Origin of the sequence: Xenorhabdus indica (assembly GCF_014467235.1) — a bacterium.
Lineage (GTDB): Bacteria > Pseudomonadota > Gammaproteobacteria > Enterobacterales > Enterobacteriaceae > Xenorhabdus > Xenorhabdus indica.
The window spans coordinates 55,887-71,251 of record NZ_NKHP01000019.1; the positions used below are offsets into that span (position 1 = coordinate 55,887).

Genomic DNA, 15,365 nt, shown 5'->3' on the forward strand with positions numbered 1-15,365 from the left:
GACAAAGAGAACTACGGCAAAAAAACCGCTTCCTGTGAAGGTACTGCATGTAAATCAACGTCATGCAAAGCCATTCCATGCACATTAATATTAATTCCTTGTAACGTTAATGCTTCAACCAGTTCTTTAACTTCAGGGTATTGTAAAAACTCCTCAATTTTTGTTCTTTGTTTTGCTGTTAAAGTACTGCCGATTCTTGTTTCTGATAATTGTACATCCCTGTACTGATTTACTTCATCCATAAATCTATTGGCATAAGGCATCCCTATCGCTTCACGCCATAATGAGACTGACTGTCTTTGTGCCTGCTGGAATTGGGTGAAAATTAGCGCCGCACGTTTAGAGCCAATATTAGGTATTTCAGCAAGTTGCTTCTTATTCAATGCCAACCAGCCCGCCAGATGTGTTACCCGTCCATCCCTTACTAAAGCAGCCCATATACCTTGTCCAACACCCTTCATTTTCAACTTTTTTCCCATCCATGTCAGACGAGCAATAAACTGTTGTTGGCAATCTTGGTTATTCAATACAAAACAACTGAGCGAATGAAACTGCTGCATATTAGGAGGCTGAATATTTTGACGTTCCGCAATGCGCCATACCACTTTATCGAGTTTTGGTATGCCATGCCCCGCCAGTGTTACAGTCACTTTATCTCCCGGATAAACATCCCATTGCTGCCAACGTCTTACTGAACCAATATGAACACGATTAATCTGTCTATCGTCTAATTGCACTTTTTCCAGCTCTAGTAAAACAGATATTTTTCCTGTCCGACCTATCTTGAACTGAACATCTTTTACTGTTGTCATTTTCTGTTGCAAAGGATACTTCCACGCAATCGACCAACTGTTTGAACCAGCACGCCATTGTCTGCCAGCAGGTTCAGTTTCCTGCCTTAAAACAACACCGTCTGTGGCAAAAGGGAGAGGATGGGTAAAATACATTTTCCACTTTTTCTCCACATCTTCTGCACTGAAAATTTGATGGCTATATTGCTGTGTAACGGGAAATCCCATTGATGTCAGTTTCTCTAGTTTAACTGCCATCTCATCTGGCCCATCCGGCCAGCTCCATATAAATATCCCTATTTGGCTGAGTTCCGATGAAGGAGTTTTACGCATCATCAACCCTGCTACCTTGCTGCGTGCATTCTGACTACCTGCAATAGATTGACGATGGTTATTCTGTTGCCAAAAGAGTTCTCCCTGTAACACCATATGATCCGGTGCATTTTCTATCTGTTTAGGAATACTGGAAATAAATTCACTTTTATCCAACCAATCTGTTCCTTCTGCACCATTCCCCCTGCTGATTAATCCGACCAAGAGACCATTTTGATAAACCAACGTAACTGCAACTCCATCAATTTTGGGCTGTACCCAAACGGCTGAGCGTCCTTGTAACCATCGGCGAACTTCCTCTATTCCTTTTAGTTTATGCAAGCCTGTATGCTGGACGGGGTGAAACTGTCTTTCGCTAGTTAGACCCTCCTTATGTGGCACCACCGGTGAGAATGATTTATCTATCACAGAAGCCTTGTCCGATACTGTCTTATTTGATAAGGCTGGTACAGCAAGGGTATTGTCTTGTTTCTGCTTCAAACAATCCTGCCAGTGCGTTAAGGTTTCCAATAGTTGATCATAAATCTCATCATCTATTTCACTGATTCCCTGTTGACGATAAAGGTGTTCCCATTTCGCTATCTGTGGTGTCAAGCGTTCTATTTCAAGCTGGAGTTTTTCCTTTGGCCAAGCCGAACAATCTGCTAATCCCATCGGCATTCCAAACAGCAATACCAAAATTATAATCAGAAAATTAAGCATCCTTGCTCCATATGTCCCTTAAACACGAGCAGAGAATAAAAAGAAATTTGGCTTATACCAAGATAGAAGAAAGGAGTTTGCGAAGTGTTTCGAAAAATAATGATGCAATTTCTGCAACCGTTTATTTTTTCTGAAATTGTTTCGAAAAATATTGCTTGAATATCTGTTTGTTAAGAAAAAATTTTGTTGAAATGCCCGTTGACATGTATTGTAACGCTGCATGGATTAGCGTATCCGTGTATACTATGTGGGATTTATCTTCCTGCGCTTGCATTTATTAATACCCCAATCAGTCAAGAAATCAGCATGAGTCAAGGAACGTTATATATTGTTTCTGCCCCAAGTGGAGCAGGTAAATCAAGCCTTATTCAGGCTTTATTAAAAACCCAGCCTTTGTATGACACTCAGGTTTCTGTTTCACATACAACTCGTCCGGCACGCCCTGGCGAAAATCATGGTGAACATTATTATTTCATCACAGTCGATGAATTCCAAAATATGATTAACCATGATGAATTCTTGGAACATGCCTGTGTTTTTGGTAACTATTACGGTACTTCCCGCAAAATTATCGAAGATACTCTCGCTAGTGGTGTTGACGTTTTTCTTGATATTGACTGGCAGGGTGCACAGCAAATCCGTCAGAAAATGCCTGCGGCTCGTAGCATTTTCATTCTTCCTCCTTCAAGGGAAGAATTACTCCGCCGTCTGCGTGGCCGTGGTCAGGACAGCGAAGAAGTCATCGCTAAACGAATGTATCAAGCTGTTGCAGAAATGGAACATCATGGAGAGTATGACTATGTCATCATCAATGATGATTTCAATACAGCACTGGCCGATTTACAATCGATTATTCGTTCCGAACGTCTGCGATTAGAAAGGCAGACTCAACGACATGATGCGTTAATCAGCAAATTATTGGCAGACTGAACTAAGTTTCAGTATTATGCCCAGTCATTTATTTATCTGTGGAGTAGCACACATATGGCACGCGTAACTGTTCAAGACGCAGTAGAAAAAATTGGTAACCGTTTTGACCTGGTGTTGGTCGCTGCTCGCCGAGCACGCCAATTGCAGGTAGGTGGAAAAGATCCTCTTGTTCCAGAAGAAAACGATAAGATGACTGTTATCGCTCTGCGTGAAATCGAGCAAGGTCTTATTAATAATAAAATTCTTGATGTTCGTGAACGTCAAGAGCAGCAGGAGCAAGAAGCTGCAGAAATCAAAGCTGTTTCTGCTATCGCCGACGGTCGTCGTTAATTTTACGGTAGGTCTGCCTTGTACCTGTTTGAAAGCCTGAACCAGCTTGTACTTAAATATTTGCCTGAAGATCAAATTGATCTATTAAAGCAGGCTTATGTCGTAGCACGGGATGCCCACGAAGGGCAAACCCGATCCAGTGGTGAGCCGTATATTACTCATCCTGTCGCTGTTGCTTGTATTCTGGCTGAGATGCGTCTTGACCATGAAACACTTATGGCCGCACTTCTGCATGACGTCATTGAAGATACACCAGCAACATTTCAGGATATTGAGCAATTATTCGGCACCACCGTCGCCGGATTAGTGGAAGGTGTCTCCAAACTGGACAAGCTGAACTTCCGTGATAAAAAGGAAGCTCAGGCCGAAAACTTCCGCAAGATGATCATGGCAATGGTACAGGATATCCGTGTCATTCTGATCAAATTGGCAGACCGAACACATAACATGCGAACCCTTGGTTCTCTGCGCCCTGATAAACGGCGGCGCATCGCCAGGGAAACGTTGGAAATCTACAGTCCGTTGGCCCATCGACTGGGGATTCATCACCTGAAAACAGAACTGGAAGAGCTTGGTTTTGAAGCTTTGTATCCTAACCGCTATCGGGTGATTAAAGAGGTTGTTAAAGCTGCTCGTGGCAACCGTAAGGAAATGATACAGAAAATTCTGGCAGAAATTGAAGGCAGATTAACGGATGCGGGCATCCAATGTACCGTCAATGGACGGGAAAAACATCTCTACTCTATCTATCGCAAGATGCACCTGAAAGAACAGCGTTTTCATTCCATTATGGATATTTACGCGTTCCGTGTCATCGTCGACAACCTTGATACCTGTTATCGTGTTTTAGGGCAAATGCACAGTCTGTATAAACCCCGTCCCGGTAGGGTGAAAGATTATATTGCCATTCCTAAAGCCAACGGCTATCAATCCTTGCATACCTCTCTTATCGGTCCACACGGAGTACCTGTTGAAGTCCAGATCCGGACAGAAGACATGGATCAAATGGCAGAGATGGGGGTTGCGGCACACTGGGCTTATAAAGAACAAGGGGAATCAGGCACTACAGCGCAAGTCCGTGCCCAACGTTGGATGCAAAGCCTGCTGGAACTTCAGCAGAGCGCTGGTAGCTCTTTCGAATTCATTGAAAGCGTTAAATCTGATCTATTCCCTGATGAGATTTACGTTTTTACTCCTGAAGGACGTATTGTGGAATTACCGGCAGGTGCAACACCTGTTGACTTTGCTTATGCTGTCCATACGGATATTGGTCACGCTTGTGTCGGGGCTCGAGTTGATCGTCTGCCTTACCCACTATCTCAGACCCTAAGCAGCGGGCAAACTGTCGAAATCATTACCGCCCCAAGCGCCCGCCCTAATGCGGCATGGCTGAATTTTGTCGTCAGCTCTAAAGCACGCGCTAAAATACGCCAGTTACTGAAAAACCTTAAACGGGATGATTCCGTTAGTCTGGGACGGCGTCTGCTCAATCATGCACTTGGCAATGGTCTGAAAATTAACGATATTCCACAGGAAAATATCGACAGAGAATTGGCAAGAATGAAACTCGCTTCACTTGATGACCTGCTGGCAGAGATCGGTTTAGGTAATGCGATGAGTGTTGTCGTTGCTCATAATCTATTGGGTGCTACAGAAAAAATTCCGAATGGTAGTAATAGTCAATCCCGTAAGCTGCCAATTAAAGGTGCCGATGGCATCCTGATTACCTTTGCTAAGTGTTGCCGACCGATTCCGGGTGACCCGATTATTTCCCATATCAGTCCGGGGAAAGGTTTAGTTATCCATCACGAATCTTGCCGTAATATCCGTGGTTATCAAAAAGAGCCGGAAAAATTCATGCCTGTTGAATGGGATAAAGATATCAATAGCGATTTCATCGCTGAAATTAAAGTTGATATGTTTAACCATCAGGGAGCACTGGCAAATCTGACAGCAGCGATTAATGATGCAAATTCCAGCATCCAAAGCATGAATACCGAGGAAAAAGATGGCCGTGTTTATTGTGCTTTCATCAGGCTGACAGCCAAAGACCGTATCCAGTTGGCAAATATCATGCGTAAGATACGTGTTATGCCGGATGTACTACGAGTCAGCCGTAACCGAAACTAGAGGTTATGAATCCTAAACGTTATGCACGTATTTGTCAGATGATGGCAATGCGTCAACCTGACCTGACGATTTGTTTAGAAGAAGTACATAAGCCCCATAATGTATCCGCAGTTATTCGCTCTGCGGATGCAGTTGGCATTCATCAAATCCATGCCATTTGGCCTGCTCATCAGTTACAGACTCAACTCTCCTCTGCGGCAGGTAGTAACAGTTGGGTTCAAGTAGAAACCCACTCATCTATTGAAAACGCTATTAGCCAGTTTAAGACAGCCGGAATGCAGATATTAGCCACCAATCTTTCTGATAAAGCGGCTGATTTCCGTCAAATTGATTACACTAAACCTACCTGCATCATTATGGGGCAGGAAAAGAAAGGGATTTCCAAACAGGCTATCGCGCTGGCAGATTATGACATTATCATTCCGATGGCAGGTATGGTTCAGTCACTGAATGTCTCTGTTGCCTCTGCTCTGATCCTGTATGAAGCACAACGGCAACGCCAACTCGCTGGTATGTATCAGCGGGAGGAAAGTACTCTCTCCGAAGAGGAGCAACAAAAGTTACTGTTTGAAGGCGGATACCCTGTTTTAGCTGCGGTCGCACATCGTAAAGGGTTGGAACGACCGTTCATTAATAAACAAGGGCAAATTATCGCAAGTGAATCTTGGTGGGCAACATTGCAGGCAACGACCACCACCAACAGGGAAATCAATCACACTGACGGAGAATAGGTATGAAAGGCCGATTACTTGATGCCATCCCATTAACCACTTTACATGGTGTTGGAACCAATCAGGTGACTAAACTTGCCAAGTTGGGATTGGTCAATCTACAGGATTTATTGTTGCATTTACCTCTCCGTTATGAAGATCAAACCCGCCTATATGCTATTAACGATGTATTACCCGGTATTTATGCTACAGTGATGGGTGAAATATTGCGTACCAATGTGACTTTTGGGCGGCGGCGCATAATGACCTGTCAAATCAGCGACGGAACAGGCATATTAACTCTGCGTTTTTTCAATTTCACTGCTGCCATGAAGAATAGTCTGGCGGAAGGCAAGCATATCATTGCTTATGGGGAAATCCGCCGCGGCGCCCAAGGCACCGAAATTATCCATCCAGAATACAAAATCCAGCAACACGCTGAACGTATTCAATTGCAAAATACATTAACACCTGTCTATCCCACGACAGAGGGTGTGCGCCAAACCACACTACGCAAGTTAATCGAACAAGCTCTGGAATTACTTGATACTTGCGCAATTAATGAATTATTGCCAGATCAGTTTAGTCAGCACATTATCAGCCTTCCCAATGCTCTGCGTACTCTGCACCGTCCACCCCCAGATATTTCTCTGGCGGATTTGGAAAATGGTAAACATCCAGCACAACGCCGATTAATTCTGGAAGAGCTGCTGGCTCATCATTTAAGTATGCTGGCGGTCAGAGCCGGAGCTCAACGTTTCCATGCCCAACCGCTCACAGCAGATAATTCGTTAAAACAGCAATTACTGGATCAACTCCCTTTTTCGCCAACATGTGCGCAGGAACGTGTAGTAAGGGAAATAGAGCATGATCTGGAAAAAAATGTCCCGATGATGCGGCTGATACAAGGTGATGTCGGTTCCGGCAAAACGCTGGTGGCAGCTTTCGCTGCAATACGGGCGATTGTACACGGTAAGCAGGTTGCCTTAATGGCTCCGACCGAACTTCTTGCGGAGCAACATGCCAACACGTTTCGCCAGTGGTTTGAACCACTTGGTATTCAGGTAGGATGGCTTGCGGGTAAGCAAAAAGGCAAGGCGCGCCAAGCGCAACAAGAAGCCATTGCCAGTGGTCAGGTCAGTATGGTCGTCGGTACTCACGCAATGTTTCAGGAGCAAGTTAAATTTGCCGGGCTGGCATTGGTCATTATTGATGAACAACACCGATTCGGTGTTCATCAACGTCTGGCTCTTTGGGAAAAAGGACGTGAACAGGGGTTTCATCCTCATCAACTGATCATGACCGCAACACCTATTCCACGAACATTGGCAATGACCGCTTATGCCGATTTAGATACTTCCATTATTGATGAACTTCCCCCAGGACGAACACCTGTAACAACTGTCGCTATCCCTGATACTCGTCGGAATGAAATTATTCAGCGTATTAAAAGTGCTTGTTTAGATGAAGGACGTCAGGCTTATTGGGTATGTACCCTGATTGAAGACTCCGAAGTTCTGGAAGCACAAGCTGCTCAAGTTACCAGTGAAGAATTGGCCCTGGCGCTACCTGAGCTGAAAACCGGCCTCGTGCATGGGCGGATGAAACCGGCGGAAAAGCAATCCATTATGGAGGCTTTCAAGCGAGGTGAATTACAGTTATTGGTTGCCACCACGGTGATTGAAGTCGGTGTGGATGTTCCTAACGCCAGTCTGATGATTATCGACAATCCTGAACGATTAGGGTTGGCTCAGTTACACCAACTCCGTGGCCGTGTCGGGCGTGGAGCTGTAGCTTCCCACTGTGTCCTGCTCTATAAAACACCGCTGACCCACACAGCCAAAATACGTCTGCAAGTCCTACGGGATAGTAATGATGGTTTTGTCATTGCCCAAAGAGATCTGGAAATTCGAGGACCAGGTGAACTGCTTGGTACGCGTCAGACTGGTAACGTCGAATTTAGGATTGCCGATTTATTAAGGGATCAGGGAATGCTCCCCGAAGTGCAACGTATTTCCCACTATATCCATCAACACTATCCTGAACATGCCAAAGCACTGATTGAACGCTGGCTATCCGACCGTTCGCAATACAGTCATGCTTAATCAATGAGCTATCATACTTATAAGATATTTAAAAAAAATGCCGCTGATAATTTCAGCGGCATTTTTAGCCAAGATATCAGGCAAAAGCAAAGGTGAGTTAAGTTAGCCTGCTACAGATGGGAATACCGGTAATAACAGATAAATCTTGATAACGGCTGAGTTAACGATATCAATAAAGAACGCACCTACCATCGGTACGAGCAAAAACGCCACATGTGATGGTCCGAAGCGGTCAGTAATCGCCTGCATATTTGCAATCGCCGTTGGTGTAGCACCCAAACCAAAACCACAGTGACCGGCTGACAATATTGCCGCATCATAATTTTTACCCATCACTCGGTAAGTGACGAAAATAGCGTACAGAGCCATAACCACTGTTTGTATAGCAAGGATTACCAACATCGGCAGCGCAAGGGACGCCAGTTGCCACAATTTAAGACTCATCAATGCCATTGCCAGGAAGAGAGACAAACTAACGTTACCTAGCACTGACACAGCCCGGTCGAATACCCGATAAAAACCAAGCAAGGACAAGCCATTACTGAGTATTACCCCGGTAAACAGAACACACACAAAAGTTGGCAAAAAGAGCGTACCTTCCAGAACCTTTTCAAGATAGCTACCCGCTAACAAACAGATAGATATTAAAGCGATGGTTTCGAGCATCACTAATGGTGTAATTAAACGGCCAGTATAGGGTTTTTCAAATGCAGTCGGAACTTCAGTATCTTCAGCTTCCAGGCCAGGTGTTTTGTTATTTCTTACCAACAGACGGGCAACAGGGCCACCAATCAGGCCTCCCAGTATTAAACCAAATGTTGCACATGCCATTGCGACTTCAGTGGCATTCTCAAAACCATAACGTTCAGTAAATACCTTACCCCAAGCAGCACCCGTTCCGTGTCCTCCTGAAAGGGTGATTGAACCAGCCAACAGCCCCATCAATGGATCAAGCCCAAGTATTTTCGCCAATGCAATCCCCACTGTGTTTTGCACCAACAGTAAGCCCACAACAACGACGACAAAGATTGCCAAGGATTTTCCACCTGCTTTCAGGCTGGCAAGGTTAGCGTTTAAGCCTACAGTAGCAAAGAATGCTAACATAAGAGGATCTTTGAGGGATAAATCAAAGCCGACTTCCCAACCCGTGGACTGTTTAACTATCAGCAGAACAAAAGCAACCAGCAAGCCACCTGCGACTGGCTCTGGGATCGTATACTTCTCAAAAAATGAAATTGACTGTACGAGTTTTCTTCCCAATAGCAAAACAAGTGTGGCCGCAACGAGCGTGCCATAAATATCCAAATGATACATTTATGTACCCCATCTATTGTTAAAATTATGTGAATTTAATGCGACGTTATAATCATCCTATAAAAACGCCAAGAGCAGGTAAGGGTTGGATTAGAAAAAAATTTACTGATAAACACAAGATAAAACATTTAAAAATGTGACGAAATAAAGTTATAACCCATAGGTAAAACTTCACGCAAACGATTGCTTTTATAAGTCAGATCAATAAAATGTGTTTTTTGTTGACTCGAAACTCCACACCATGGCCACCTCAACCCACAAACACTCAGTATCAGAAATCCCCGAAAAATCGGGTAGCGAATTAATTTACCGTCTGGAAGACAAGCCGCCTCTTCCACATGCTCTGTTTGCCGCCTGTCAGCATCTGCTGGCAATGTTTGTCGCTGTCATCACACCAGCGATATTGATCTGTCAGGCTCTTGGGCTTCCCGAACAAGATACACAACGCATTATCAGCATGTCTTTGTTTGCTTCAGGGTTAGCTTCACTTATCCAAATCCGTTCCTGGGGGCCAATCGGCTCAGGTTTGCTTTCCATTCAAGGAACCAGTTTTAATTTTGTAACTCCTCTTATCATTGGTGGCCTGGCCCTGAAAAATGGAGGTGCCGATATTCCAACAATGATGGCTGCCTTGTTTGGGACGTTGATGCTTGCCGCAACCACTGAGATATTTCTTTCCCGCATACTGCATCTGGCCAGAAAAATCATCACACCTCTAGTTTCCGGCATTGTTGTGATGATTATTGGTCTGTCACTGATTCAGGTTGGGTTAACTTCTATCGGCGGCGGTTATACCGCTATTCAGCAAGGTACGTTTGGTGCCCCCGAAAATCTTTTACTGGCGGGCACGGTTCTTGCCATTATCGTGCTGCTGAATCGCCAACATAATCCCTATTTACGGATTGCATCTCTGGTTATTGCCATGACAGTAGGGTATTTAGTCGCTTGGTATATGGAGATGCTACCCCATTCAACCACAACAGAAGACAAACCCATTATCACTATTCCTTCTCCGCTGTATTACGGACTCTCTTTTGACTGGAATTTGTTGATCCCGCTTGTCCTGATTTTTATGGTGACGTCACTGGAGACAATTGGTGATATTACAGCAACGTCAGATGTTTCTGAGCAACCTGTCAGCGGCCCGTTGTACATGAGGCGCATTAAGGGGGGTGTATTGGCAAATGGTCTCAATTCGATGGTTTCTGCTGTATTTAATACATTCCCGAATTCCTGCTTTGGTCAGAATAATGGAGTAATCCAACTGACAGGTGTTGCCAGCCGCTATGTCGGTTACATTATTGCTTCCATGCTGATTCTATTAGGGTTGTTCCCGGCAGTAGCAAGTTTTGTACAGCATATTCCTGAACCCGTATTAGGTGGCGCGACTATTGTGATGTTCGGTACGATTGCCGCATCTGGTATCAGAATTGTTTCCCGTGAACCTTTAAATCGACGTGCCATTATGATCATCGCTTTGTCACTGGCTGTGGGGTTGGGTGTTTCTCAACAACCGTTGATCTTACAATATGCACCTGAATGGGTAAGAAACCTGCTTTCTTCTGGCATTGCCGCTGGCGGGCTCACAGCCATTCTCCTAAATCTGATTTTTCCTCAAGAAAAATCGTCGTAATTTTCGCCTGGCTCTTCTTCTCCCGCTTATATAGCGGGAGTTTTTTGGTGTAATTCTTCGCATATTTTTTTGCAATATTCTTCGCAATTTTCTTGTCAGCCTGCCGGAATGCGTGCTTTTTCAGTGTTGACTATTGAGTAGCGATCCGTTTTACGGCATAAAAGAGATTATTTTCAGGACGAGCGTATTGAGGTGAGATCATGAAGTGGTTAGGGAAATGCGTTGCTACTCTACTGTTATTACTGATTCTGGCAATTATCATTATTTATTTTGTTGCCCAGACACACTGGGGAGCAAAAAAAATAAGCCAGTGGATCAACAAGCAAGGCCATTATCAGGTCAATATTGAAAATATCGACCACAGTTGGCTCCGGCCTATGACCCTAATGCTCAATAATGTGAGTATCAGCGATAAACAGGGGTCTTTCTCGCTCAATGCTAATACGGTCGATCTGGATCTCAAATGGCAATTCCTGCCCAAATTCACAGATCTCCATAAGCTGACATTACAACAAGGTAAGTTAGTACTGTCAGACAATCAGTTTCCTCCGGTTTTGAAAGCCGATATTTTACAACTGAATCAGATAGATATTCAGTTAACAACCCCTCATTCGCAAATTCAGGGGAAAAATATTATCGGCGGCATCACCCCCTGGACACCTGATACCAACTCTCCTTTTGGTTCGGGGCAGTACCAGTTCAGTGCCAGTACAATCAGTATCAATGGGCTCCCGTTTAATAAGGTCGTCATGCAGGGGAATTACCAGAATAACAGTCTGACCATCAGCTCCTTTGGTTCAGAGTTTCTGAAAGGTTTCATCTCTGGAAACGGACAACAATTACCTGATGGCAGTTGGAACTGGGATAATATCCTGATCAATGATATACGCTGGCAGTCCCCAATGGCACTGGCTGCTCTTGTAGAAAAAATGCATAAACTCCCGACCATCCGCATTAAAGATCTCAATCTCACTAACGCCAAACTACAAGGGAAAGATTGGTCTGTCGATTATCTTGATACAACCATCAAGGGACTGGGGTTAGTTAATGGGCGTTGGCAGGCTGAAGATGGCTTGATTGATTTTAATGCCATGAATATGACCTTCAATGATGCTCAGTTCCGGGATGTATTGGGTAAGTTACGCTTTTCCGGTGATATTTTTACCATCGCCAATCTGACAACTCATTACCAGAAAGGTTTATTCAATGTTAAAGCTCAATGGGATCGCCAGAGCCGCCAGTTAACCCTCAACGACAGTTCAGTGACAGGCTTGATATACTTCCTGCCAGCAGAGTGGCATGGCTATATCAAAAACCCCGCACCAGAATGGATTTCAGCACTAAAATTAAACAATGTCAGTATTAACAATACACTCCTGATTGATGCGAATCCTGATTTTCCATTTCAGCTCACCACACTATCAGGCTATATCGATGCTATGGATATCCTGAAAAAGGGTCATTGGGGACTATGGAGTGGGCAAGCATCGTTACAAGCAGCCAGCGGAACATTCAATAAAGTAGAAATCGCTCGTCCCTACCTGCAATTACATGCTACAGATGACAGAGTCGTGGTTGATAAAATAAATGCCTTCACGGGTGATGGAGTACTACAATTTAACGGTACGGTTGAACAGTCAGCTTCTCAAAAACCTTTTCAGCTCAACTTCAAGGGAATGAATGTAGACTTGGCTATTCTGCCACAATGGGGTTGGATACCGCTCAATGTACATGGCGATGGCAATTTTTCACTGGCTATCACTGGTGATCTCTCAACTGACAATATTAAAGATACCATTAGTGGCACATTAGCTGCTGAAGGCAGGTCATCCAATAAAGAGTCACAATCGATTAAACAAGGGATAATTTCAACCGATAACTGCCCTGCTGGACAATCTCACGCAGACCAATCTAACGAAGCAGGGCAATCTCATACAGAGCAATCACAAAAAACAGAACAATTACAAAAAGACAGCGCAAACAGTTCTACCACAGAAACAGAAAAAGCTAAAACCTGTACTACTATTCGGTTATAGCAGTCCAGGTTATAGCAGATTCAGGTTGTAGAAGTCCGTTCAGCAGGCAATACAATATAAGTACCGGTGAACACACTACCCACACCCAGTTCACCGCTTACTTGTACTTCCAGCTTAACACGCGCTTTATTGCCACGTGCAAGTCGGGCTAAATCACCGCTCATATTGTTGAGGTCAGCGACAGCACTAGGTCGGCCAGTGATTGGTTTATGGTAACGAATATTTGCATCAACCAGAATGATATCTCCTCCCAATTGGCGCTCCTGCAATAACAGCCAGATCAATCCCCACGCTGTTAATGTCGATTGAGAAAACAAGCTACCGGCAAAAATAGTATGGTGAGGGTTCTGGTTACCTGCTTCCGGCATTGTGGTAATAAAACGTTGCCCTGTGTATTGAGTAATACGCAGCCCCATTTTTTCACTCAAGGGAATGTGCTTGTACCACGCCTGTTGCAATTCCGCACACCAGTCCGGGCGGTGTAAAATATCATCAAGACTCATAATCGGCTTAATCATCAAGAAGTGATTAATAGGAGACGACTGAGCACCATTAATAAGGCCCCGGTTTTGAAAACCCAACTTACTAAAGAAATCAACAGCATCCTCACGCGCACTGCAAACAATCCGCTTTACACCTTCTTGTCTGGCAACAGATTCCAATGCCATTGCAATCAGTGTGCCTAACCCTTTCTGCTGTTCATTAGGGTCAACAGCCAGAAAACGGATGGCACCTTCACTATCTGCATTGATATATAAACGCCCAACAGCAACTGGTTTGCCTATTTCATCCACCACCATTTGATGATGAGCCATCGAATCATAAGCATCTCTTTCTGAGCCAATCGGTTGATGAAGTGGCTTACGCAGCATCTCCCAACGAAATTGGTAATAAGTTTCCAGCTCTTGTTCGGTTTGAGGTACTCTGAGGTGATACATAGAAACAGCCCCTTCTTTGCGTGTTGTCATGTGTAGTCAAGGAAATGCATACAGCAAACGATGGTTATCTTATTTTGTTATGTTCATCGCTCCCGAATAAAGTACGCACTTATACCCGGTGTCTTTCAAATTGCAGCTTTGTTTACTGCATCCTGAAATCCATTAGGTAAACATCATACTTGCAACCAGAAAGTCACAGGCCCGTCATTTGTCAGACTCACTTTCATGTCCGCAGCAAATTGCCCCATTTCTGTTTTTATACCAGTTGCACGGCACTGTTCAACAAAATAGCGATAAAGTTGGTTAGCTTTTTGAGGTTCAGCGCCACCAGAAAAACTCGGCCTTAAACCTTTTTGAGTATCAGCAGCCAAGGTAAATTGGGAAATAACCAATAAGCTCCCATTAGCTTGCTGGACATTCAGGTTCATTTTCCCATACTCATCGCTGAACACGCGATATCCCATTACTTTGTCACACAGACGCTGAGCTTTTTGTTGATCATCTTCTTTTTCAACCCCCAGAAAAACCAACAGCCCCTGCTCAATTTCCCCAACAGTTTTGCCCTCAACAACAACTTCTGCCTGTGTTACACGTTGAATTAATGCAATCATTTTTCTTGTGAGTGATCCATAAAAGATAGAGTAACCTGTAGGGATAGAACCTTGCTTGCCAAGATGCCATCCCATTTAGAACCTGTTAACTGTTATGTGAAACAGTTACATGAGAACGGTTATGTGAAAGATACTATGTTGCTTTGGGAAGTGAGAAGTCATGTGTTTTAAAATAATCAGGAATGACTTTCCTGTCAGTCACATGAATGGCATTGATACCTAATTTTTTTGCTGCATCAATATGTTCCAAAACATCATCAAAAAAAACAGCCTGCTCAGCAGCTACACCTTCTTTTTCAAGCACATATTTAAAAATATCCTGATTCGGTTTACGCATTCCCAAGTCTTGGGACAGATAAAGAAAATCTGCCGATGCAGTGATTTCAGGGTAGTGTTGTGGCCAGTACTGGAGATGTAAATGGTTTGTGTTGGATAATACAACAACTCTATGCCCCTGCTCCCTCAGTTTATTCATTAACTCAATGACTTCCTGCCTGACGCCAATGAAAATCGCGTTCCAACCTTCAGAGAATTGCTCAAAGCTGAGTGAGATTTCCATTTCATCACACAACGCTTCAACAAATTCTGTATCCGTGATTTGCCCGCATTCATGCTTTTCAAATGCCTCTCCGATTGTAAATTTGGTCGTCAACGTTGCCAGTGGTGTACCACTTAAGTTACTCCAGACAGCCAGTACTCTTTTAAAATCAATATCAATAATCACATTACCCATATCGAAAATGTACAGCATAATCCCTCCTGACTGGTGCTTATGGTTTTGTACTTTTATCATAATTTAATC

At 44.0% G+C, this 15,365-nt stretch carries 12 protein-coding genes; 7 read left to right on the forward strand and 5 right to left on the reverse strand.

The features are described from left to right. Nucleotides 1–11: 11 nt before the first annotated feature. Nucleotides 12–1,826: an NAD-dependent DNA ligase LigB gene (ligB, locus tag Xind_RS14405; RefSeq protein WP_187650326.1), complete on the reverse strand. Its 1,815-nt coding sequence runs from the start codon at nt 1,824–1,826 to the stop codon at nt 12–14. A gap of 306 nt (nt 1,827–2,132) precedes the next feature. Between ligB and gmk the strand changes: the two genes are divergently transcribed. The 5 genes from gmk to recG are packed head-to-tail and all read left to right on the forward strand — an operon-like array spanning nt 2,133 to nt 8,031. Beyond that, a complete protein-coding gene (gene gmk, locus Xind_RS14410) occupies nt 2,133–2,756 on the forward strand; it encodes a guanylate kinase (protein ID WP_038259332.1) in 624 nt (207 codons plus the stop codon). Nucleotides 2,757–2,810: 54 nt separating this feature from the next. After that, nucleotides 2,811–3,086 carry a DNA-directed RNA polymerase subunit omega gene (gene rpoZ, locus Xind_RS14415; RefSeq protein WP_047683454.1) on the forward strand — a complete coding sequence of 92 codons (276 nt, stop codon included), beginning with the start codon at nt 2,811–2,813 and terminating at the stop codon, nt 3,084–3,086. 18 nt (nt 3,087–3,104) lie between these two features. Next, entirely contained in the window at nt 3,105–5,216 is a 2,112-nt protein-coding gene (gene spoT / locus Xind_RS14420; RefSeq protein ID WP_047683457.1) for a bifunctional GTP diphosphokinase/guanosine-3',5'-bis pyrophosphate 3'-pyrophosphohydrolase, read from the forward strand. Between the two features lie 5 nt (nt 5,217–5,221). Further along, entirely contained in the window at nt 5,222–5,947 is a 726-nt protein-coding gene (gene trmH / locus Xind_RS14425; RefSeq protein WP_047683460.1) for a tRNA (guanosine(18)-2'-O)-methyltransferase TrmH, read from the forward strand. 2 nt (nt 5,948–5,949) lie between these two features. Further along, a complete protein-coding gene (gene recG / locus Xind_RS14430; protein ID WP_187650327.1) occupies nt 5,950–8,031 on the forward strand; it encodes an ATP-dependent DNA helicase RecG in 2,082 nt (693 codons plus the stop codon). Nucleotides 8,032–8,133: 102 nt separating this feature from the next. Here the strand turns inward: recG and gltS are convergent, their stop codons facing one another. Beyond that, nucleotides 8,134–9,345: a sodium/glutamate symporter gene (gltS, locus tag Xind_RS14435; RefSeq protein ID WP_047683466.1), complete on the reverse strand. Its 1,212-nt coding sequence runs from the start codon at nt 9,343–9,345 to the stop codon at nt 8,134–8,136. A gap of 241 nt (nt 9,346–9,586) precedes the next feature. On the opposite strand from gltS, the gene Xind_RS14440 reads away from it, so the two are divergent. Together Xind_RS14440 and Xind_RS14445 are read left to right on the forward strand one after the other, a co-directional pair. Beyond that, nucleotides 9,587–10,978, forward strand: a complete 1,392-nt coding sequence (locus Xind_RS14440) for a nucleobase:cation symporter-2 family protein (RefSeq protein WP_187650328.1) — start codon at nt 9,587–9,589, stop codon at nt 10,976–10,978. A gap of 200 nt (nt 10,979–11,178) precedes the next feature. Further along, the gene (locus Xind_RS14445) at nt 11,179–13,014 is read left to right on the forward strand and encodes an AsmA family protein (protein WP_047683471.1); all 1,836 of its coding nucleotides are present in this window, start codon (nt 11,179–11,181) and stop codon (nt 13,012–13,014) included. 20 nt (nt 13,015–13,034) lie between these two features. Here the strand turns inward: Xind_RS14445 and fabY are convergent, their stop codons facing one another. The 3 genes from fabY to yihX all read right to left on the reverse strand — a co-directional run bounded on the left by fabY (nt 13,035) and on the right by yihX (nt 15,314). Then, entirely contained in the window at nt 13,035–13,952 is a 918-nt protein-coding gene (gene fabY / locus Xind_RS14450; RefSeq protein ID WP_187650337.1) for a fatty acid biosynthesis protein FabY, read from the reverse strand. A 173-nt stretch (nt 13,953–14,125) separates the two neighbouring features. Next, the gene (gene dtd / locus Xind_RS14455; RefSeq protein WP_047683511.1) at nt 14,126–14,563 is read right to left on the reverse strand and encodes a D-aminoacyl-tRNA deacylase; all 438 of its coding nucleotides are present in this window, start codon (nt 14,561–14,563) and stop codon (nt 14,126–14,128) included. Nucleotides 14,564–14,696: 133 nt separating this feature from the next. Then, nucleotides 14,697–15,314, reverse strand: a complete 618-nt coding sequence (yihX, locus tag Xind_RS14460; RefSeq protein ID WP_047683477.1) for a glucose-1-phosphatase — start codon at nt 15,312–15,314, stop codon at nt 14,697–14,699. Nucleotides 15,315–15,365: the final 51 nt, after the last annotated feature.

Excerpts from the sequence above, each read along its gene's own strand:
- Xind_RS14440 (WP_187650328.1), top strand. The coding sequence starts at position 9,587 with ATGGCCACCTCAACCCACAAACACTCAGTATCAGAAATCCCCGAAAAA.
- dtd (WP_047683511.1), bottom strand. The coding sequence starts at position 14,563 with ATGATTGCATTAATTCAACGTGTAACACAGGCAGAAGTTGTTGTTGAG.
- trmH (WP_047683460.1), top strand. The coding sequence starts at position 5,222 with ATGAATCCTAAACGTTATGCACGTATTTGTCAGATGATGGCAATGCGT.
- recG (WP_187650327.1), top strand. The coding sequence starts at position 5,950 with ATGAAAGGCCGATTACTTGATGCCATCCCATTAACCACTTTACATGGT.
- yihX (WP_047683477.1), bottom strand. The coding sequence starts at position 15,314 with ATGCTGTACATTTTCGATATGGGTAATGTGATTATTGATATTGATTTT.
- Xind_RS14445 (WP_047683471.1), top strand. The coding sequence starts at position 11,179 with ATGAAGTGGTTAGGGAAATGCGTTGCTACTCTACTGTTATTACTGATT.
- gltS (WP_047683466.1), bottom strand. The coding sequence starts at position 9,345 with ATGTATCATTTGGATATTTATGGCACGCTCGTTGCGGCCACACTTGTT.
- rpoZ (WP_047683454.1), top strand. The coding sequence starts at position 2,811 with ATGGCACGCGTAACTGTTCAAGACGCAGTAGAAAAAATTGGTAACCGT.
- gmk (WP_038259332.1), top strand. The coding sequence starts at position 2,133 with ATGAGTCAAGGAACGTTATATATTGTTTCTGCCCCAAGTGGAGCAGGT.
- fabY (WP_187650337.1), bottom strand. The coding sequence starts at position 13,952 with ATGTATCACCTCAGAGTACCTCAAACCGAACAAGAGCTGGAAACTTAT.
- ligB (WP_187650326.1), bottom strand. The coding sequence starts at position 1,826 with ATGCTTAATTTTCTGATTATAATTTTGGTATTGCTGTTTGGAATGCCG.